General features: G+C 67.2%; 23 protein-coding genes. 11 read left to right on the top strand and 12 right to left on the bottom strand.

The features are described 5' to 3' along the window. Positions 1-45: 45 nt before the first annotated feature. A complete protein-coding gene (locus VI056_02830; protein ID HEY6201956.1) occupies positions 46-654 on the bottom strand; it encodes a hypothetical protein in 609 nt (202 codons plus the stop codon). Next, positions 639-1,049 (bottom strand): hypothetical protein, encoded by a 411-nt coding sequence (locus VI056_02825; GenBank protein HEY6201955.1) that lies wholly within the window; start codon positions 1,047-1,049, stop codon positions 639-641. The genes VI056_02830 and VI056_02825 overlap by 16 nt, the downstream gene beginning before the upstream one ends. A gap of 113 nt (positions 1,050-1,162) precedes the next feature. On the opposite strand from VI056_02825, the gene VI056_02820 reads away from it, so the two are divergent. Continuing rightward, a complete protein-coding gene (locus VI056_02820) occupies positions 1,163-2,644 on the top strand; it encodes a DUF4173 domain-containing protein (protein ID HEY6201954.1) in 1,482 nt (493 codons plus the stop codon). Here the strand turns inward: VI056_02820 and VI056_02815 are convergent. The 5 genes from VI056_02815 to VI056_02795 all read right to left on the bottom strand — a co-directional run bounded on the left by VI056_02815 (position 2,641) and on the right by VI056_02795 (position 7,093). Further along, positions 2,641-3,684 (bottom strand): ATP-dependent DNA ligase, encoded by a 1,044-nt coding sequence (locus VI056_02815; GenBank protein ID HEY6201953.1) that lies wholly within the window; start codon positions 3,682-3,684, stop codon positions 2,641-2,643. The genes VI056_02820 and VI056_02815 overlap by 4 nt on opposite strands. After that, positions 3,674-5,299 (bottom strand): ABC transporter permease subunit, encoded by a 1,626-nt coding sequence (locus tag VI056_02810; GenBank protein HEY6201952.1) that lies wholly within the window; start codon positions 5,297-5,299, stop codon positions 3,674-3,676. Before VI056_02810 ends, VI056_02815 begins: the two co-directional genes overlap by 11 nt. Then, positions 5,296-6,186: an ABC transporter ATP-binding protein gene (locus VI056_02805; GenBank protein HEY6201951.1), complete on the bottom strand. Its 891-nt coding sequence runs from the start codon at positions 6,184-6,186 to the stop codon at positions 5,296-5,298. Before VI056_02805 ends, VI056_02810 begins: the two co-directional genes overlap by 4 nt. Beyond that, complete coding sequence (locus VI056_02800) at positions 6,183-6,704, bottom strand: transcriptional regulator (GenBank protein HEY6201950.1); 522 nt, start codon at positions 6,702-6,704, stop codon at positions 6,183-6,185. Before VI056_02800 ends, VI056_02805 begins: the two co-directional genes overlap by 4 nt. A gap of 98 nt (positions 6,705-6,802) precedes the next feature. Beyond that, entirely contained in the window at positions 6,803-7,093 is a 291-nt protein-coding gene (locus tag VI056_02795) for an HU family DNA-binding protein (protein ID HEY6201949.1), read from the bottom strand. 73 nt (positions 7,094-7,166) lie between these two features. Between VI056_02795 and VI056_02790 the strand changes: the two genes are divergently transcribed. The 3 genes from VI056_02790 to VI056_02780 all read left to right on the top strand — a co-directional run bounded on the left by VI056_02790 (position 7,167) and on the right by VI056_02780 (position 11,287). Beyond that, a complete protein-coding gene (locus VI056_02790) occupies positions 7,167-7,664 on the top strand; it encodes a DinB family protein (protein HEY6201948.1) in 498 nt (165 codons plus the stop codon). A gap of 41 nt (positions 7,665-7,705) precedes the next feature. Next, complete coding sequence (gene acs / locus VI056_02785; protein HEY6201947.1) at positions 7,706-9,670, top strand: acetate--CoA ligase; 1,965 nt, start codon at positions 7,706-7,708, stop codon at positions 9,668-9,670. 108 nt (positions 9,671-9,778) lie between these two features. Continuing rightward, positions 9,779-11,287 (top strand): MFS transporter, encoded by a 1,509-nt coding sequence (locus tag VI056_02780; protein ID HEY6201946.1) that lies wholly within the window; start codon positions 9,779-9,781, stop codon positions 11,285-11,287. A 66-nt stretch (positions 11,288-11,353) separates the two neighbouring features. Here VI056_02780 and VI056_02775 read toward each other — a convergent pair whose 3' ends face one another. The 3 genes from VI056_02775 to VI056_02765 are packed head-to-tail and all read right to left on the bottom strand — an operon-like array spanning position 11,354 to position 13,225. Further along, on the bottom strand, positions 11,354-11,563 hold the full coding sequence (locus tag VI056_02775; GenBank protein ID HEY6201945.1) for a hypothetical protein: 210 nt from the start codon (positions 11,561-11,563) through the stop codon (positions 11,354-11,356). 19 nt (positions 11,564-11,582) lie between these two features. Next, positions 11,583-12,329: an ABC transporter permease subunit gene (locus VI056_02770; protein ID HEY6201944.1), complete on the bottom strand. Its 747-nt coding sequence runs from the start codon at positions 12,327-12,329 to the stop codon at positions 11,583-11,585. Next, entirely contained in the window at positions 12,326-13,225 is a 900-nt protein-coding gene (locus tag VI056_02765; protein ID HEY6201943.1) for an ABC transporter ATP-binding protein, read from the bottom strand. Before VI056_02765 ends, VI056_02770 begins: the two co-directional genes overlap by 4 nt. Positions 13,226-13,286: 61 nt before the next feature. Between VI056_02765 and VI056_02760 the strand changes: the two genes are divergently transcribed. Then, entirely contained in the window at positions 13,287-14,507 is a 1,221-nt protein-coding gene (locus VI056_02760) for an MFS transporter (protein HEY6201942.1), read from the top strand. Here the strand turns inward: VI056_02760 and VI056_02755 are convergent. Then, a complete protein-coding gene (locus VI056_02755; protein HEY6201941.1) occupies positions 14,443-14,976 on the bottom strand; it encodes a GNAT family N-acetyltransferase in 534 nt (177 codons plus the stop codon). The two genes, VI056_02760 and VI056_02755, sit on opposite strands and share 65 nt — an antisense overlap. Next, entirely contained in the window at positions 14,945-15,451 is a 507-nt protein-coding gene (locus tag VI056_02750; protein ID HEY6201940.1) for a GNAT family N-acetyltransferase, read from the bottom strand. The genes VI056_02755 and VI056_02750 overlap by 32 nt, the downstream gene beginning before the upstream one ends. Before the next feature lie 106 nt (positions 15,452-15,557). Here VI056_02750 and VI056_02745 point away from each other — a divergent pair, with 106 nt between their 5' ends. From VI056_02745 to lpdA, 6 genes are all read left to right on the top strand, one after another. After that, the gene (locus VI056_02745; protein ID HEY6201939.1) at positions 15,558-17,735 is read left to right on the top strand and encodes an MMPL family transporter; all 2,178 of its coding nucleotides are present in this window, start codon (positions 15,558-15,560) and stop codon (positions 17,733-17,735) included. Between the two features lie 109 nt (positions 17,736-17,844). Continuing rightward, positions 17,845-18,033 (top strand): CsbD family protein, encoded by a 189-nt coding sequence (locus VI056_02740; protein ID HEY6201938.1) that lies wholly within the window; start codon positions 17,845-17,847, stop codon positions 18,031-18,033. A gap of 48 nt (positions 18,034-18,081) precedes the next feature. Next, on the top strand, positions 18,082-18,228 hold the full coding sequence (locus tag VI056_02735) for a hypothetical protein (protein HEY6201937.1): 147 nt from the start codon (positions 18,082-18,084) through the stop codon (positions 18,226-18,228). Between the two features lie 21 nt (positions 18,229-18,249). Further along, a complete protein-coding gene (locus VI056_02730; protein HEY6201936.1) occupies positions 18,250-18,399 on the top strand; it encodes a hypothetical protein in 150 nt (49 codons plus the stop codon). 67 nt (positions 18,400-18,466) lie between these two features. After that, complete coding sequence (locus tag VI056_02725) at positions 18,467-18,811, top strand: hypothetical protein (GenBank protein ID HEY6201935.1); 345 nt, start codon at positions 18,467-18,469, stop codon at positions 18,809-18,811. Further along, a partial coding sequence (gene lpdA / locus VI056_02720; GenBank protein HEY6201934.1) for a dihydrolipoyl dehydrogenase occupies positions 18,808-20,139 on the top strand: 1,332 nt, incomplete at its 3' end. The genes VI056_02725 and lpdA, both read left to right, overlap by 4 nt.

Genomic DNA, 20,139 nt, shown 5'->3' with positions numbered 1-20,139 from the left:
GCGCCGACACCCCGAGCGAGTCGCCACGGTCAGAGAGGCGCTGCTCTAGTCGGAGAGCTGGGGGGCGACGCTGACCACCGCGGTCACGCAGAGCGCGTCGCGGAGCCAGGCCGCGAGCCGACTGCCAGCCAGAGCGCGTTCGATGCGCAGGTCGTAGTACACGTGCCGCATGCCGATCAGTAGCGAGCGCAGCGCGCCGCGCGTCGTCTCGCTGGCGAGCAGGCGGCGAAGCACGGCCGAGCGTTGGACGAACGCCGGCGCGCCGAGCAGCCCGCCCTTATCGCTCTGGCCCCACCAGATCGCGCGCGCCAGTTCCTCGGCCTCGCGGTGCCGCGACGCGTCGGTGAAGCGCGTCACGCCTGGCGCGCCCTCGACGATCGTGACCAGCGGAAGGTTGTGGCCGAGCGCGATATGCGCCGCCACGTGGACGTACAGGTAGATGCGCTCCGCGACGCTGGCCTGCGAGCTCACGACAAGGCTCTTCGGCCGATCGGCGCGATCGGGACTCACGAGAAGCGCGCGGACGTCGGAGAGCGGGGCGAAACGCGTGCGCACGCGAAGCTGCTGCTCGAGATGCGCGCGCAGCCGCTCCTCTTCGGCGCGGAGGGTGTGGCTCTCGGCGCGTGGTCGCCCCGTGATCACTTCGGTAGCCATACGCGCAGACCCTCCTCGAGATACTCCTTCAGCGTGTTGCGGTCGTTCAGCTTCGGCAGCGTCGCCGCGAGGTCGCGGAAGATCAGTGACGCGAGCGGCTCGCCGACGAATCCCGCGAGTACCGCATGACCCTCTTCCGCGATCGACGCCACCGAAAGCTCGCGCTCGCAGCCGAGGATCATGAGCGCGAAGTAGAGGCGGATGCATTCCTCGGGCGAGTCGATGGCGCGCGCGACCTGCGTCTTGCCGCGCGCAATGCGGTGCAGCGTCGCGCGGTCGAGCGCGAGCGTTCCATCGGTGAGGTCGTAGAGGCGGTCGACGAGCGTGTCGAGCGACGTGCCCGCGCTCAGGGTCTGGATCGCCTCGGAGACGCGCTGGGCGTTCTGGATCCGCACGTCCCCGAGAGTACCGGCCGCGCGTGTCGCCGTCGTCTCACTTGTGGGACGGCTAACTCTTATGTCTCTCACGCGCGATGACTCAGGCGCGAACGCCCGGGACCATGCCCCGAATGCTCCAACGACGGGCCCTTGCCGCGGTCACGCTCGCCTCGCTGCTTGGCGTGGTCGCCCAGTTCCTGCTCTTCCGCCAGCCACTGGGACTGAACGCGCTGCTGCTCACCGTGCCGTTCCTCGCTGCGGAGTGGGCGCTGCGCGACGGTGCGCTCCCCTTTCATAGGCGCGACATCTGGCTGCCGGCAAGCGCGGTCGCGTTCGCGGCGTTCTGCGCGCTCCGTGCCGACGCGCCGATCCTCGCGTTCGATGTTCTCGCTGCGTTCGGTCTCGCCAGCGCGACGGTCGCCGCGTGGAGCGGAGTTCCAGTCAGTGCGCTCCCCGTTGTCGCGTTGATCAGAGAAGCCTGGTCGCTGAGCGAGCGCCTGATCCTCGGCGCCGCCGACGTCTTGCTTCCCGCCTGGCCGCGTCTGCGCGTCGTGCCAAAGCGATTCGCCGGCGCATCCGGTTACCTCGGGGGCATCGGTCTGGCTGCGCCGTTCGTCGTCGTCTTCGCGGTGTTGTTCTCGTCCGCCGACGCCGTCTTCGCGCGGTCGCTTGAGAACGTCTTCGACCTGAAGCGGATCGCCGAGCTCCTGGGCGAGACCCCCGGCCGGCTCTTCATCGCGCTCGCGGTCGCCTGGCCAGCGGCCGGCGCTCTGGCCGCGCTGTACCGCGTGCCGCGCGACCACGTCGTGTCACGGGCGCGGTCGCTGCTCGCAGCCCAGACGGCGACCGTCACCCTCTCGCTCATCGCCGTGCTGTTCGCGATCTTCGTGACACTGCAGCTTGCCTATCTCTTCGGCGGCCGCGACACGCTCGATGCCGCCGCGATCACGTACAGCGCGTACGCCCGCCGCGGCTTCTTCGAGCTGATCGGCGCGGTGGCGCTGGTCGGCGCGCTGCTCTTCGGGCTCGAGCTCGCGGTGCACCGCCGCGGCCGTGCGTACCTCGCTGCCGCGTTGACACTGCTCGCGCTCACGGCGGTCGTGCTCGCATCCGCGTGGTACCGGCTCGACCTCTACCAGCAGGCCTACGGCTGGACAGAGCTCCGTTTCTACGCGAACTGCGCGATCGCGTTCCTTGCCCTCGCGCTCGTCATCTTCGCCTGGTGCTTCGCGCGAGGCCGGATGCTCTTCTCGCTGCAACCGCTCGCGATGGCCGCGGTCATCGTCGCGCTGGCCGCGAACGTGATCGGCCCTTCCGCGTTCGTCGCGCGCCAGAACATCGCGCGCATCCTCGATCCGTCGGGCCTTCCCGCTGATGCGGCGCGAGACCTCGACGCGGACAGTCTCGTCACGCTCGGTGGCGGCGCGATCGTCGAGCTGGTGGATGCGTTCCCACGTCTTCCGGTGAGCCAGCGGCTCTACGCCGACATCCTGCTGCGCATCGCGCTGTCGCGGCGCGACGAAGACCGACGGCCGGACTGGCAGGGCTGGAACTTCGAGCGAGAGCGTGAACGCGCCGCGCTCGTGTATGCGCGCGACGAGCTGCTGCGTTAGCTGCTGAGCAGCTCCGCGAGCACCGGGTCGCCGCGCTTCGGCTGCGGGCGGACCTGATCCCAGGTGCACTGCTTCGGATCTTTGTCCGGCCGGAAGCGGAGAAAGCGCGTGCCGTGGCGGATGCGCTCGTCCTCCATCTTGTCGTAGCGGATCTCGCACACCAGCTCGGGCCTGATCTCATGCCACGGAAGGTCTTTGCCCTGGGACCAGCGCGAGCCGGCGTCCGGTGTGCGGCCCCACTCACTGGGGTCGAAGCCGAGGGCCCCCGTCTCTTTCAACGGTGGCAGCATCTTCTGGAGCTGCGTCTGAAGTGGACCAGCGATACCCGAGGTGTGGCCGACGAAGTCGAGCGTGCCGTCCTCGCGATAAAGGCCCAGCAGCAGGCTCGCGATCTTCTCGCCGTTGGTCCGGTAGCCCACGATCACACAGTCGCAGGTCTTGTGGTACTTGATCTTCTTCACGACCTCGCGCGAGCCCGGCTTGTATGCGCTATCGACGCGCTTCGCGATGATGCCGTCGAGCCCGATCACCTCGAGCCGCTCGAGCCAGTGCTTCGCCGTCGTGATGTCCGTGGTCGTGAGCGAGAGCGTGAAGCCCCTCGCAACCTCGAGCAGCTTCTTTCGGCGCTCGGCGAGCGGCCTCTCGTGGACGGGCTCACCGTTCCAGAGCAATACGTCGAAGGCGATGAACGTCGCCGGCGTTTCCGCTGACAGCTTGCGGATGCGCGACTCCGCCGGGTGAAGGCGGTTCTGCATCGCGTCAAAGTCGAGATGTCCATCGCGCTCGATGACGACCTCGCCGTCGAGCGCGGAGTGCGGAGGGAGCATCTCGCCGAGGGGACGTAGCTCCGGGAAGTACCGCAGCAGCGGGCGTCCGTTCCGGCTCCAAAGCGCGAGCTCGCCGTTGTCGTTCTCGAGCACGCCGCGGAAGCCATCCCACTTCGGCTCGTACTGCCATTTAGGTCCCGTCGGGATCTCCTCGACGAGCTCCGCCTCCTGCGGCGGGAACGGGACGTTCGGTCCCGGAGCGCTAGGCGCCAACGTCGCGACGCTGGACCGCGACGAGCGCGCCGATCGTGCCAACGATCGTGACGCCGACCAGACCCGCGATGCCGCTCCAGTTCACCTCACCACTCATCGGCATACCGTACAGCGAGAAGAGCGAGAGGTTCGCGACCCACTCGGGCCACCCGAAGAGCGGCGTGAACTCCACCAGGAAATAGCTGGCGACGGCGATCGTCGAGAGCAGCACCAGCGCACTGCGCGGCCGCCACACGGCGAGCAGCTGGCCGACCGCGGCGAACGCGAGCGGAATGAGCACGACGAGAGCGGTCGCGAGCGCCAGTTTCGACCGATCGATCTCGATCGCCTGCGATGTCGTCACCAGGTACACGGCGGTCCCGGCAGCGGCGCAGATCACTCCGACCGCGACAAGCATGGCGGTCAGGCGTTCCAGGATCACGCGAGCACGCGAGACCGGCGCCGAGAGGATCGTGGCGAGCCTGCCCTCCGCGTCGTCCGCGGACCAGCTCTGCACCTGGACGATCGCGTACGCGGACAGGATGAGCATGAGTGTGGAGAGCCAGATCGCGCCGACGAAGGAGTCGTACCCACCGAGTCCGGCGCGCTCGAAGTACGCCCGCATGACCGGGGTCGATGATGTGGTGAGCGTGTCAATGATCGTTTTGATGATCGAGGCCAGGAAGGCGCTCACAGCGGTGAGACCGATCGTCCACGTGATGACCCAAAGCCACTGCTGACGGAGTAACGCGATGACCGGGAGGCGCAGCAGCGGATCACGGGAGGGCGACATCGTCGGCCGGCTCGTCGGCGAGGCGCGTGTGACCGCTGTTCCGCCGAGGTCGCGCCGCACGAACGCGGCGAACGCGAGCGCGATGAGCACGAAGGCCACGACCGTCAGGGCGGACACGGCGCCGAGGTCGAGCGCGCCTGCGCCCGTCAGCGGTTTGCTGCGTTCGTAGAGATAAAAGGGCGAGAGCCAGCGTACCGGTCCGACATCGGAGGTCCGGCTCGCACCATTGATGAGGAAGAGGGCGAGCACCAGCCCGGCCGCGCCGAATCCGGCCGCACGACGCGTCGCAACAAGCTGGGCGACGACAAGCCCGATCCCGAAACAGACGAGCGTCGTGACAAGGATGTCGAGTCCCGTCGCGGCCATGCCCGCCACAGGTAGTGGCTCTCCCGCGCCGGTGCCCACGACGTACGTGAACACCATCGTCGCAGCGATCGCGAACGTCGCGACGAGGATGAAGACGAGAACGCGCGTCGCGACATATCGCGCGCGACTGGCGCCCGCGGCGAGCCACTGCTCGACCAGTCCGCGCTCCTCATCCCCTCGGCCGCTGCCGGTGGAGGAGATGACGCCCCAGATGCCGAGGACCAGCGCGATCAGGCCGAAGTAGCGCCACTGCAGGTATCCACCGAGAGTGTCGAGACGCTCGGGCATGGGCAGCATGTACGACAGTTGGGCGCCGAGCACCTCCATCGACCTGGCGAACGCGAGCCGCTCCGCTTGCGACGTGCCCGCGACCTGAACGAAGCCGAGCGCGTTGAGCACTCCCCCGATCACGCTCATGAGCGTCATCGCGATGAGTCCGGTCCGCTGCTGCTTCAGGGCGATGCGGAAGAGCGTCACGGCTTCGCCTGGTAATACGTGAGGAAGATCTCCTCAAGGCTCGGTTCGCGGCTCACGAGACCGATCACTCGACGCGAAGCGATCGCCGACATGAGCGGCTCGAAGCTGCCACGGAGGATGCCGCTGGCTCGGTGATCCTCGACGCGAAGCTGTTCGAAACCCGGGACGCTCTTCAGCTGTTCGGCCGGCACACCGTCAGCGAACTCGATCTCGACGTGGAACGCGCGCATTCCGACAAGCTCCTCCAGCTTGCTCACCGTCGCGAGGCGACCTTCGCGCACGATGCCCACTCGGTCACAGATGTGCTCGACCTCGGAGAGCACGTGCGATGACACGAAGATCGTCGATCCGGCGCTCCGCGCATCACGCACGATGCCGTAGAACTCCTGCTGGACGAGCGGGTCGAGCCCGGATGTCGGCTCGTCGAGTATCACGAGAAGCGGCTTGTGCATGAACGCGAGCACGAGGGCGAGCTTCTGCTTGTTGCCGTGCGAGTACTCCCGGTACTTGCGGCCGAGATCGAGATCGAGTCGTTCGGCGAGCGCCTTGATGGAGGCGTTCTCGACATCGCCCCGCAGACCGGCGACGTACGCGACGATCTCGGAGCCACGCCAGCCGCCGAACTGGGGGAGCTCTCCGGGGCAGTAGCCGACCTTGCGCTTCACGGCGACCGAGTCGCGGTCGCAATCGAGTCCGAAGATCCGCGCTGAGCCGCGCGTCGCGTGGATCAGCCCCATCAGCAGCCGGATGGTCGTCGTCTTTCCGGCGCCGTTCGGTCCGAGGAAGCCGAACACCTCGCCGTCTGCGACCGTGAGGTCGAGATCGAAGATCCCTCGACCATTGCCGTAGTCCTTGCTGAGTCCGAGCGCCTCGATGGCCTCTGTCATGCTCGTATTCCCTTCCGGCTCCGCGCACCGAGCGCAGCGCTCTCTCGTTCGAGGATCTCGTTGATGCCTGATGCCATGTCGCTCAGCGTCGTGCGCGCTCCCGGCGTCGAAGCGGCGCGCGCGCCTTCGAGCAGGAGCCGCTGAAGTGAGCGCGCGCTCTCGCTCCGAGCAGCGAACATCGCCTCCATGTTGTCGATCGCGCTGACCAGCACCCGGCGGCTGCCGCGTTCGCCGGTGGTGCGTGCGAGACCGAACGCCACCAGCTGTCGCGCGCCCACGCTCGCGCCGCTCTTCGCGACCTCAAGGTCGTGCGCGATATCGTCCAACACCGCGGGCTCCCCGCGTATCAGCAGGTAGGCCCACACGCGCCCGGTCGTACGGGGGAGGTTCCAGCCGACCATCTGCTGGCCCATGTGATCGATGAAGCTGTGCTGAGCCGCCGTCATCTTCGCCTGGTTCTGTTTCATCTGAACGTTCAGAACGTAGCAGATGCCAAGAACGGCAGCGAGGTCCTCCACCGCACGCGATGAAGGACCTCGCTAATAAGCGCGAGTGCGGGCTAGTACGTCCAAGCGAAGCTCGGCGGAGAGGACGGTCAGGCGAGCCTGACTGCTTCCTACTTGCCGCGCTTGGCTAGGGTCGAGTCCTTTGCCTGCTTGGCGATCCGGAACTTCAGCACGCGCTTCGCCGGGATCTGGATCGTCTCGCCGGTCGCGGGGTTGCGTCCGAGGCGAGCCTTCCGGTCCACGATCACGAGCTTGCCGACGCCTGGGAACGTGAAGCCATTGCGGGCCTCCTTGTATGCCAGGGCCGCGAGCTCCTCGAGGACCAGGCCCACCTGCTTCTTGGTCAGCTGCGTCTTCTCCGAGAGCCGATTCAGTGTTTCCGACTTTGAGATCCCCGCCACATCGTCCTCCTGTGCGGCCTTTCGGCCAACTCGCGCCGCATTCTCACACACGAACGGCGCAATATGCGTTGTTGTGACGCTCACCGTAACCGATGACCCGCCTGACCGTCCGGCCTGGGTCAGTGAGACTATCCGCCTCCTCGCCGAGGGGACCGACGACTGGCGCGCGCGACTCCTTGCGCGGGTCGAACATGCGACCGACACCGACCTCGCCGCGGGTTCGGACGACGACTGGGGGATCGGTCAGATCGCCGTCCACCTCCTGATCATCGAGCGCGGCGTCTCGCTGATCGCCCTTCGTCTCGCTCAGGGACAAGAAGCGGGCTCGACAGGTCAGCCACGACCGGCTGCGTCGGCCGTGACCCGGCCCGGCATCACCACGCTGGCCGACAAGGCCGCCGGGGCCCTGCGCCGGCTACGCGCCGAGTTCCCGGCTGAACCGAACACGGGTGCGACAGCCCGCCACCCGTACTACGGCGACCTGAACTGCTTCGGCTGGCTCCTGACGCTACCGAACCACTACACCGCCCATCTGCGGGCGCTTGACCAAGGAACGGCCACCGCGATCTAGTCGCATACTCGGGCACCCAGACAACGACGGGGGTGGAAGCGATGGCGAGCGACACCAAGAGCACCACGGCGCTCGAGACCTTCGCCCAGGAGGACCGCAGATTCCCCCCGCCACCCGACTTCGCCGCCAAGGCCAACGCTAACGACGCTGCCATCTACCAGCGCGCGGAGCGCGACCTGGAGGGATTCTGGGCCGAGCAGGCGAAGCAGCTCTTCTGGCGCAAGCCCTTCGAGAAGGTCCTCGAGTGGGATGCCCCGTACGCGAAGTGGTTCGTCGGCGGCGAGCTGAACATCTCCGAGAACTGTCTCGACCGCCACGTCAAAGCTGGCCGCGGGACGAAGGTCGCCTACCACTGGGAGGGCGAGCCCGGCGACACGCGGACCCTCACCTACCGCGACCTCCTCGAGATGACCTGCCGGTGCGCGAACGCGCTGAAGGAGCTCGGCGTCGGCAAGGGAGACCGCGTCGCGATCTACATGCCGATGATCCCCGAGCTGCCCGCCGCGATGCTCGCGTGCGCGCGGATCGGCGCGCCGTTCACCGTCGTCTTCGGCGGCTTCTCGGCTGAGGCCCTGTCGGGCCGCATCGTCGACTCGGAGGCGAAGGTCCTCATCACCGCGGATGGTGGCTACCGGAAGGGGAGCACCGTCGCGCTCAAGAAGAACGCCGACGACGCGGTCTCTCAGGCAAAGACGATCGAGAAGGTCCTCGTCGTGCGTCGGACCAAGCAGGACGTGCCGTGGACGATCGGGCGTGATGTCTGGTGGCACGAGCTGGTGGACAAGCAGAAGCCCGAGTGCCCGGCCGAGTCGCTCGAGAGCGAACACATGCTGTACCTGCTCTACACGTCCGGTACGACCGCGAAGCCGAAAGGCATCGTGCACACGACGGCCGGCTATCTGGCGGGCGTGGCCACGACGCACAAGCTCATCTTCGACATCAAGCACGAGGACGTGTACTGGTGCGCCGCCGACATCGGCTGGGTCACCGGGCACAGCTACATCGTGTTCGGTCCGCTTGCGAACGGAGCGACCGGCGTCATGTACGAGGGCACGCCGGACTTTCCCGACAAGGACCGCTGGTGGCGGGTCATCGAGAAGTACAAGGTCTCGATCCTCTACTGCGCGCCGACGGCCATTCGAACGTTCATGAAGTGGGGAGCGGAGTACCCGAGCAAGCACGACATGTCGTCGCTGCGGCTGCTCGGATCGGTCGGTGAGCCGATCAACCCTGAGGCGTGGCTCTGGTACAACGAGCACATCGGCGGCGGCCGCTGCCCGATCGTCGACACCTGGTGGATGACGGAGACGGGCATGATCCTCATCACTCCGCTGCCGGGGATCACGACGACGAAGCCGGGCAGCGCGACGTTCCCGTTCCCTGGCGTCGGCGCCGACGTCGTCGACGAGGGCGGCAAGACGGTCCCGCTCGGCGGCGCCGGGTACCTCGTCCTCACGAAGCCGTGGCCCGCGATGCTCCGAGGCATCTACAAGGACGACAAGCGCTACCGCGAGACGTACTGGAGCAAGTACCCCGGCCGGTACTTCGCCGGCGACGGCGCGCGTCGCGACAAGGAGGGGTACTTCTGGCTCATGGGCCGCGTCGACGACGTCATGAAGATCTCCGGCCACCGCATCTCGACCACGGAGGTCGAGTCGGCGCTCGTCTCGCATCCGGCGGTCGCGGAGGCAGCCGTCATCGGCCGGGAAGACCCGGTGACGACCCAGGCGATCTTCGCGTTCGTGACGCTCCGTGGCGGCAAGGACGCAGGGGAAGGGCTCTCGAAAGAGCTCCGCGAGCACGTCGTCGGCAAGATCGGCTCGATCGCACGGCCGAAAACGATCATGTTCACGCCCGAGCTGCCGAAGACACGCTCGGGAAAGATCATGCGGCGCCTCCTCCGCGACATCGCGAACGGCACGCCGCTGGGCGACACGACCACCCTGGCGGACTCGACCGTCGTCGAGTCGATCCGGACCGCCTCGGCCTCCGGCAAGGAGGAGTGAGCGGCCAGGCGAGCCATGAGGCCTTTCGCCTGTTGAATGGGCGAGTTGACGTGAGCGCGCGCGTGTCTCAGAAATACCGCTTCAGCGATTAGGCGGAGGGGGTGGAACTTGGCAACGACTAGAGCGGGCGCGGCTGCGGTGGCGAAGCCGACTTACGGGCTTCCATTCGTCATCTCTGCAGCGTCCGCCGGAACGATCGTGGAGTGGTACGACTTCTATCTCTACGCGACGCTTACTCCGTTCCTTTCACCGCTCTTCTTCCCGGGTGACAACCCGACCGCAGTACAGCTGTCAGGGTTCGCCGCGTATGCGGCGGGTTTCCTCGTTCGGCCGTTCGGCGCCGTCATCTTCGGCGCACTCGGCGACATCATCGGACGCAAGTACACGTTCCTCGTGACGATCACCGCGATGGGCATTTCGACCGTTCTCATGGGTCTCTTGCCCACGTACGCTTCGATCGGCATCCTCGCGCCGATCGGCCTCGTGATCCTTCGATTGATCCAAGGCCTGGCGCTCGGCGGCGAGTATGGGGGCGCAGCGATCTACGTGGCCGAGCACGCGCCGGACAACAAGCGTGGTCTCTACACGTCATGGATCCAGACCACGGCAACACTCGGCTTCTTCTTCGCGCTCGCGGTCATCCTGTACTTCCGCACCACGATGGCCGCTGCCGACTTCGCATCCGTCGGCTGGCGCTACCCGTTCATCCTCGGCGCCGTACTGCTCGCGGTCGCGCTCTACATCCGTATCCGGCTTCGCGAGACGCCGCTGTTCGCGCGCCTCAAGGCCTCCAACAATGCCGTCACCGGCGCCGGCAACTGGGCCAGCGAGAGCTTCAGCGGACGCAAGCTCGGCACGATCCTGCTCGTTCTCCTGGGGCTGACCGCGGGTCAGGGCGTCGTCTGGTATCAGGGACAGTTCCAGGCGAACTTCTTCATGACGACGTATCTGAAGCTCACCTTCACGCAGTCGTACACCGTGATGCTGTGGGCAGTCGCGCTCGGCACGCCGTTCTTCCTGTTCTTCGGTTGGCTCTCCGACAAGATCGGACGCAAGGTCATCATCCTCGCCGGCTGTCTCATCGCGGCGGTGACCTATATCCCGATCTATCACGCGATGTACGACGCGGCGCACGTCGAATACGGTCCCACCGGACTGATCACGAAGGCGAATCCCGACACGCTCCTCCTCGTCGGCCTGGTGTGGATCCAGGTGGTCTACGTGACGGCGGTCTACGGACCCATCGCTGCGTTCCTGGTCGAGTACTTCCGGGCAAAGGTCCGCTACACATCGCTCTCGATCCCGTACCACTTCGGGAACGGCTGGTTCGGCGGCCTGCTGCCGCTGACGTTCACCGGTCTCGTCGGTGCGACGATCCCGATCGCGACGTCATATGTCCCGTGGCTCGGCATCTTCGACCTGCGTTCAATGAACACGTCCACCCCGCCTGACCCGAACGGGAACATCTACCTCGGCCTCGCGTACGTGATCACGGTCGCGCTCATGACCGTGGTCCTCGGAACGCTCTTCCTGAAGGAGCCAAAGAACGTAAAGATCTGGTCCGAGGTCGGTGGCGAAGAGCCCGGCATGATGACCGAGGCGACACCCGCCGAATAGTCAAGCTCGCGAAAGCGCACAAGGAGGGAGGCGGGATCGCCTCCCTCCCTTTTTGCGCTTTGTTGGCTACCTGCGTCGCGTGTGTCCCAGGAGCCGCTCTTCGTCCGCCCGGTCCGCATCGAGGCCGGTGCGCGCGTTCCAGGACTCCCAACCTTCCCAGGTGTTCAGCCAGATGACGTAGCAGACGATCAGGCTCGCGCCGATCGCGCAGAGCGCGGAGCCGAGGAGCAGGAACCCGCCGACGGGATCGCCTATGCGACGTAGCGTACGCGTCACGTGTCGTCGGCCTGAGCGTCTAGTCCAGGTAGCGCTCGAAGCTGACCCAGCGCAGCGCCGCGAACAGCGCAAAGGCGCCGAGCGCGAGGAGGATCACCGCGACGACATACGTGCGCGCGGGACCTCCGACCGCGCCGAGCGTTCCGACGGTCAGCAGCAGCGCGGGCACCACGAACGCACCGCTGAGGTTGTTCGCCGTGCGGAAGTCCCGTGCGAGAAGCGTGAGCAGGAGCGAGATGCAGATGGAGCACGCAACGGCAGCGAGGAAAGGCGCGAGCAGCGCCGGTATCGTCGCAGCGCCTGCGATCCCGAGGATGAGGAGCAGCGTGAGGACGATGGCCACGTATGGCAGGCCGATCAGCGCGGTCACGGCAAGCACAGCGAGGAGCTTCGCCGCGAGGATCTCAGCAACGCTGACCGGGAGCGAGATGAGCAGCTCGAGCGAGCGTCGTTCACGCTCCGCGACGATCGCGTACGTGGTGGTGAGAGAGGGGAGGAGCAGGCCACCCATCACAAGCAGCATCGGATAGAAGAACTGCACAAGGAGCTGCGAAGGTTCGGTGACGTCAGCGAAGCCCGGAAGCGGCGAATTGCGAAGGTCCTCGATCCCTGGACCTCCGCCGAAGTGCACCGCCACGAGTAGCTGGATCGGCGCGAGGAACAGGATGATGAACGGGAGCAGCGCGGCGGTGAGCATCGCGGTGCGGTTACGTCCGAGCTGCCGGGTCTCCTTCCACAACAGCGAGCGGATCGAGCTCGGTCTCATCGCGCCACCGCCTCGAGGAAGAGCTCCTCGAGCGTTGCCGACAGCGGCCGGCACTCGTATACCTCGATGCCCTCGCTCAGCATCGAGCGCAAGAGGCCGGGCGCATCCCGTCGCGCGTCGATGAGCGCGATGACGCCGCCGTCCTCAACGGACGCGATGTGACCGTGCGCGCGAACGCGTTCGGCGAGCGCCTCGGCGGGCTGCAGAGCCGCGAGGCGCGTGCGCGGACGCTGACGCTCGCGCAGGGCGGCCAGCGGCTCGTGGAGCAGTACCTCGCCGGCGCGCAGGATGATGACGTCGTCGCAGAGCGCTTCGGCTTCCGCGAGATTGTGCGTGCAGAGGAGCGTCGTGCGTCCCTTCATCGCCTCTCCCAGATAGCCGTGGACCTCGCGCGCGGCGACCGGGTCGAGTCCGACGCTGGGCTCATCGAGGAGCAGGAGGTCCGGCTCGGAGAGCAGCGCCGCCGCGACGACGACGCGGCGCTGAAAACCGCCGGAAAGCTGGGCGAGGCGCTTGTCGCGGTGTTCTCCCAACCCGAACTGCTCGATCGCGCGCCCGGGGTCGCCGCGTCCGTACAGCCTGCGCGCGAGCTCGAGGTACTCCGCGGTCGTGAGATCGGCATACATGCCCGCGTTCTGGGGAACGATGCCGCAGCGCCGTCGCGCGTCCCCCAAGTGGGCTCCGTTCACCGTTTCACCGAGGAGCCGCACCGAGCCGGCCGTTGGCGCGAGCGCGCCCTGGAGGAGACGGATCGACGTCGTTTTGCCTGAGCCATTCGGCCCGAGGAGGCACGCTCGGGCCCCGAGCGGGATCGACCACGTGACCTCGCGGAGCGCGACCGTGCCATTTCGATATCGCTTGCTAGTACCGTCGAACGCGATCGCGGTGTCCCCCACATTCACAAGCGTATGTCGTGCACGAGGTGGAAGCTTTCCGTCGTGGCCGTAATCTCGCGCGGTGATCCGGCGACTCCGCGACAACGGCAGCCCGGCGCTCGCTGTGCTCGCGACGATCTCATTCGTCTCGAGCCTCGGCATCTCGATCATGCTGCCCCTGCTCCCGCTCTACGCGCTGTCGCTCGGCGCATCTCCGCTGCAGCTCGGACTGATGACGAGCGGCTTCGCGGTCGCGAACGGCCTCGCGCAGTTCGCGTCGGGATTCCTCATGGACCGCTACGGCGCACGTCGCTTCATCGTCGCGGGGATCGGCACGTATGCGGCCGCGAACGTGCTCATCGCGACGGCGCCCACCGCGATCGCCCTCATCGGCTACCGCTTCGTCGCGGGCCTCGGGGGCGGCGTCAACATGGTCGCGACCCGCCTGTACATATCGCAGACTGCGGAGCAGGCGAGCCTGGCGTTCTTCAACAGCATCATCTCCGCCGCGAACTCCGCGGGGAGCGTCCTCGGCCCAGGCTTCGGCGGACTCGTCGCCGCCGGCGGCGATCTCCGGGCGCCGTTCTTCATCGTCGCCGCCACGAGCGCGCTCGCCTTCGTCGCCGCGCTGTTCCTCCCGCGCCCGAAAGCGCGAGCGCACGACGACGCCGCGGCGATGGTAGGCGGCCGCGCGTGGAACCGGACCGTATTCATCCTGCTCGCCGGGAACCTGCTCCTGCTCATCGGGTTCGGCGGCTGGGTCACGAGCTACGCGCCGTTCGTCACGACGCGTCTGGGCTGGTCGACATTCGACGTCGGCATCATCTTCACGATCTTCGGCATCGGCGACATCACGCTCGGTCCGTGGCTCGGTCACCTCGCCGATCGCACCGGCCGTCGCCGCATGGCGGTGCTGGCGTCTTTCCCGATCTTCCTCTTCGGTTTCATCGTCTTCTTCGGACTCCCGAAGCCGTTCTTCTACGCCATCAGCTTCTTCACCGGCGCGGCGCTGACCGCGTACAACGCGTCGTGGTTCGCGCTCCTGACGAACGCCGTGCCGGCTGCGCGGCGCGGGCGCGTGTTCGGCGTCGTGAGCGCGGTCGCTCAAACAGGCACGGTGATCGGCGCGCTCGGTGCGACCGCGATCTGGCAGCTCACCGACGTGGGTGGGGGACTCATCCTCGCGTCGACCGCGGCGCTCGGCGCGGGGCTCGTGTTGCTACTGCTGCCCGCTGAGATCAGGCCAGCGGCTTCTCAAGCTCCACGTGCGCCGGAAGCATCTGGTACCCCAGCTTCGCGTTGATCCCGCGCATCGACTTGTTCGGCTCGTCATTCGTCGTTCCCAGCGCGCGCAGCCCTTTGCGCTTGGCCCGTGTCAGCGCCTCGACCTTGAGCGCGCGCGCGACGCCGCGGCCGCGGTACTCGCGCGCCGTGCCGGTCATCCAGGTCCACCCGTCCTTGTCTTTGCTCTTGCCCGTCGTGGTGAACCCCGCGATCCGATCGCCGGCATACGCGACGAGCGATAGGTCCGCGAGCTGCTGGCCACTCGTCGCCGCCTCGTAGAAGCGGTCGTATGGCCAATGCGGGGTCGGCGTCGCGAAGGGGATGTCCTCCCACATCGGCGCCTCGGCCTCGTACAGCGCACGCCACCACTTCTCTTGCGCGGCGGCGTCCTTGCCCTCGAGCGTTTCCGCGAAGCTCGTGATCCTGATCCCGGCGGCGCGTGCGCGGTCGAGCGCATCAGCGAACCGCGCCGGGCTCGAATGTCGCAAGCTCGACGTAGGAAGCGATGCGGCGGCCGATCTGCCGGTAGCCGTGGCCGAGCGCCCAGTCGAGCGCGAACTTCTCGCCCTCGTTCGCGCCCCCAAGCAGCTTCGGAACGTCGCGGCGCCGGGCCTCATCCTCGAGCGCCACGAGCAGCGCGGCGCCGATGCCCTTACGCCGGTGTCGCGCGAGCACTGTCATGCCGATGAACTGCGACCGGTCGGGGCGCGGCGTGAAGCCGGAGCCGATGTCCGCCAGCGCCGCGATGGAGCCGTCGGGTGCCTCAACGCTCACCCGCAGGAGCGTGGCGTCTTTGATGAGGTTGTCCCAGTAGCGCCACTCTTCTGCGCTGCCCTGCTCCATCCAGTGCTGTTCTTTGTTGCGCTCCGCGACGAACGCGTCGCGGTCGCCCTCCTCGAAGTCGCGCGCGCGGTAGCCCGCCGGCAGGCGCGCGCCAAGACGAAGAACGTCAACTACAGCCATCGCCATGAACGATGACCGCTCCTCGGCCCGACCGTCAATGTTCGATCCGACGTAGTCGAGACGCCGCCGTGGAACCTCGCGGCCGCCTCGAACGTACTGTCTGCGCATGCTGGAGGGCTGGGGAAGGTTCGTGCACCGCCGACGCTGGGCCGTGCTCGGCGTGTCGCTCGCGATCCTGGCTCTGAGCGCCCTTCTCCTCGCCCAGGGCGGCGATCTCCGCAATCCCGACACGATCCCGTCGACCGAGTCCGGGAGGGCGTCGCAGCTCCTTACCAGCGAGCTTCCACGACCGACCGGCGCGCCGGCGGGAGCGTCGTTCACTCTCCTGTTCCGCAGCGAGAGGCTCGCGGTCAAGGACCCGGCGTACCAGCAGGCCGTCGTCGACGCGCTCGTTCCGCTGCGCGCAGACGCGCGCGTCACGAGCATCCGCACCTACTACGACACGCCGACGCCCAGCCTGCTGTCCCGCGACGGGCACGGCATGCTCGCGTTCGTCCAGCTGAAGGACCCACGCTCGGTCGCAGAGGTCTACTTCGAAGACCTGCGTGCCCTGGTCCGATCCGACAGCCTGACGATCCTCGCCACCGGCGGTCTCCCGATCAATCGTGACTTCGACGTGATCCTCGACCGGGATCTCCAGCGCGCCGAGATCGTGTCGCTTCCCGTCGCGCTCATCCTCATGCTCATCGTCTTCGGCACCGTGGTGGGCGCGCTCGTACCGCTCGGCGTCGGAGTGCTCGCCATCGTCGGCGGGCTCGGGGGCGTGTTCCTCCTGACGCGCTTCACGGACGTCTCGACCTACGCACTCAACATCGTCACGCTCATCGGGCTCGGCACGTCGATCGACTATTCGCTCTTCATCGTTTCGCGCTTCCGCGAGGAGCTCGCGGCCGGAGCGTCGCGCGAGGATGCGCTCGCACGCAGCATGGGGACCGCGGGCCGCGCGGTCGTCTTCTCCGGCCTCACCGTGGCGATCGGGCTCTCCGGCCTGCTCTTCTTCGAAGGGACGTTCCTTGCGTCGCTGGGTCTGGCCGGCGCGATCGTCGTCGCGGTGGCCGTGGTCTACGCCCTGACGTTCCTTCCGGCGCTTCTCGCGATCCTCGGGCCGCGCGTGAACGCGTGGCGCCTTCCGTTCCCGCGTCGAGAGCAAAGCGCGACCGGGCTCTGGCATTCGATCGCCACCGCTGTCATGCGTCGTCCGCTGCTCGTCCTCGTGCCGACCGTCGCATTCGTGCTGGCCGCGGGCTCGCCGTTCCTTCACATCCGTCTGGCCAACGCGGACACGACCGCGCTTCCGCCGGGGTCCGAGTCGCGTCGTGGCTACGACATGCTCGTCCGTGACTTCCCCGGCCAGGAGCAGTCGGCGTTCCCGATCGTCCTGTATTTCGCCGACGGCGACCCGCTCCGCTCCGGACGCGACGCCGAGGTGTTCGCCCTTTCGCGCAAGATCGCAACCCTTCCGGATGTGCTGCGCGTCGAGGCGCCGTTCGATGACTCCGGCCACCTTCTGCCCGCCGCGGCGGTGACCGGACCGCACATCGCTGTCATACGTGTGATCACGGCGCGACCGGCTTCGAGCGATGCGGCGCGCGACCTGGTCCGCGCGATACGGGCCCTTCCCGATCCGGCCGGTGGCGAGATCCTCGTGAGCGGGCAGACCGCGTTCGACCTCGACACCATCGACTTCGTCGCCACGCATGCCGTCCGCGCCGTCGCGTTCATCGTCGTGTTGACGTACATGGCGCTGTTCCTGCTGCTCGGCTCCGTTGTTCTACCGCTCAAGGCGGTGCTCATGAATCTGCTCTCGATCAGCGCGTCGTTCGGCGCGATGGTGTGGGTGTTCGTCGACGGCCACCTCAGCCAGCTCATGAACTTCACGCCTCAGGCGCTCGACCCATCTGTGCCGGTGATCCTCTTCTGCATCGTCTTCGGCCTCTCGATGGACTACGAGGTCCTGCTCCTCAGCCGCATCCAGGAGGAGTACAAGCGCACTGGTGATAACACGCACGCGGTCGCCGAGGGACTCGAGCGCAGTGGTCGGCTCATCACCGCTGCGGCCGCGATCATGGTCGCCGTCTTCACCGGATTCGCGCTTGCTGATGTCGTGATCATCAAATCGATCGGTCTCGGCATGGCCGTCGCGGTCGCTCTCGATGCGACGTTGGTGCGCGCCCTCATCGTTCCCGCAGCCATGCGCCTGCTCGGTGGTCTCAACTGGTGGGCGCCGGGGCCGATCGCGCGCGCGCATCGTTGGCTCGTGCTCGCTGGGCGCCGCCCCGCATGATCGGCTTCGCGCTCACATGGCGAAAACACCGTTACACGAGCGATGCTGGCACCGCTCTTGCCGCTTCTCTTGTAGGGCCTACGGGCCCACACATAGGAGGAAACATCTCATGAAGGACTCCACACACGACAAGATGGAAGGCAAGTGGGACGAGACCAAGGGCAAGGTCAAGGAAGAGGCCGGCAAGCTCGGCGGCGACCGCTCGACCGAGATCGGCGGCAAGCTCGACCAGGCCAAGGGCAAGGGCAAGCAGGTCATTGGTGAGGTCAAGGAAGACGTCGAGGACGTCAACCGCTAGTACTTCCTGACCAATAGCGATCTGGGGCGCCAAGCGCACAATGAGAACGTGCGCTTGGCGCCCTTTCTCTTGCTCGTCGCGGTGGTCGCGTGCGGCTCGCCCGCGCTGAAACCGGGCAGCGCACCCGACGCGCCGGCCTCGACAGCGGCGGCCGACACGGTGGAGATCTCGCTCGAGATCTCGGCCCTGATGTGAAGCTCGTGTGCGTCACAGGTCGTGACGGGAAGCAGGAAGATCGACGGAGTGGTCGGCGTGAGCGTCGAGGCCATGGATCGCCGGCTCATCGTGCGTTTCGATCCGCGCGCGACGACGGCCGACCGCGTGACCGCGGCGGTGATGGCGGTGGTCGATAGCGTCGAGCAATAATCGCGCAGCCTTCGCTGCGCTCATCTGCTTGGCGTTCGCGCTGCGCGCACGCCGCAGTAGCGCGCGCTTGCTCGTCGAACATCATGCCGATCCCATCGGACATGTCCTCGGCTGGCTGTCGTTCGTATGTCCACGGTTCCGCGACGGATGCTTCCTCTACGTGAGCGACCGCGGCCTCGCGCACTTCGTCCTCACTCGCCGGCATTACGCGGCCATCACCTTCGGGCACGTGATCGTTTTCGCGTTCGAGCCGACCGATCGCCTCTGGCGGCACGAGCTCCGGCATGTGAAGCAGTACGAGCGCCTCGGTCTTGCGTTCCTTCCGCTCTACCTTCGGCTGTACGCGAAGCACGGATATGCGGCGCATCCGCTGGAGCGCGACGCATCCGAAGTGATTACGCTTTTCACGTGACGCCGTACGACATCGCCATCCTCGGCGGCGGCCCCGGTGGCTACGTCGCGGCGCTCCACGCCGGCATCAAAGGAGCGCGCGTGGCGCTCATCGAACGCGACCGCGTCGGCGGGATCTGCGTGACCGTGGGCTGCATCCCATCGAAGGCGCTGCTCGATTCCAGTCATGCGTACTGGGTCACGACGCACGGTGAGGAGCACGGGATCTTCGTGCAGGGCGCGCGTTTCGATCTGAGCAAAGCGGTGGCGCGCAAGGATGCCGTCGTCGCGCAGAACGTCGCCGGCGTGGAGCAGCTCCTCAAAGCGCGGAAGGTCGACCTCATCAAGGGCGAGGGCACGCTCGTGTCGCCGGCGCAGCTGAGGGTACGGACCGCGAGCGGAGAGCAGGCGATCGACGCGAAGAACGTCATCGTCGCGACCGGATCGAAGGTCGGCATGCCGCCCATCAAGGGGCTGGCCGAGTCCAGGCCGCTCGACAATGTCGGTGCCCTCTCGCTCACGACCGCACCGAAGCGGCTCATCGTCATCGGCGGCGGCGCGATCGGTCTGGAGCTCGGGACCTTCTACGCCGAGCTCGGCTCCGAGGTGACCGTGCTCGAGATGCTGCCGCAGCCCATCGCCTATGCGGACCCCGAGCTCGTGCGCCTCCTGGTGCGGGCGCTGCAGTCTCGCGGGATCACGATCATCAGCGAGGCGAAGGTGACCGAGGTCGCGCGGTCCGGGGGGACCGTCAAGGTGACCGCCGAGGTCGGCGGCGCGTCAAAGGCGTTCGAAGGTGACGAGGTCCTGCTCGGCGCCGGGCGCGTCGCGAACCTCACCGGCGTCGAGAACGCCGGTTTCGCGACCAACCGGCTCGGCATCACCGTCGACGAGCACATGCGCACCAGCGTGAAGGGGGTGTGGGCGATCGGCGACTGCATCGGCGATCCGCGTGCTCCAAAGCTCGCACATGTCGCGTCGACACAGGGCGAGGTCGCCGTCGATACGATCCTCGGCGAAGAGGCCGCGATGGATTACGACGTCGTGCCGAACGTCGTGTACACGCATCCCGAGATCGCGCAGGTCGGTCTCACGGAGGCTCAGGCGAAAGAGAAGTACGGCGACGAAGTGAAGGTCGCGCGCTTCTCGTTCAAGGCGTCGGGGCGCGCGCGGGCGCTCGGTGAGAGCGACGGCGTCACGAAGATCGTCGCGGCCGGTAAGGATCAGCGCATCGTCGGCGTCCACATCGTCGGGCCGCAGGCCAGCGAGCTGATCGCTGAGGCGACACTCGCCATGCGCCTCGAGGCGACGACCGACGACGTGATCGCGACGATCCACGCGCACCCGACG

The sequence above is a fragment of the Candidatus Limnocylindria bacterium genome (assembly GCA_036523395.1).
Lineage (GTDB): Bacteria > Chloroflexota > Limnocylindria > P2-11E > P2-11E > CF-39.
This window is presented reverse-complemented; position numbering and strand designations above follow the sequence as displayed.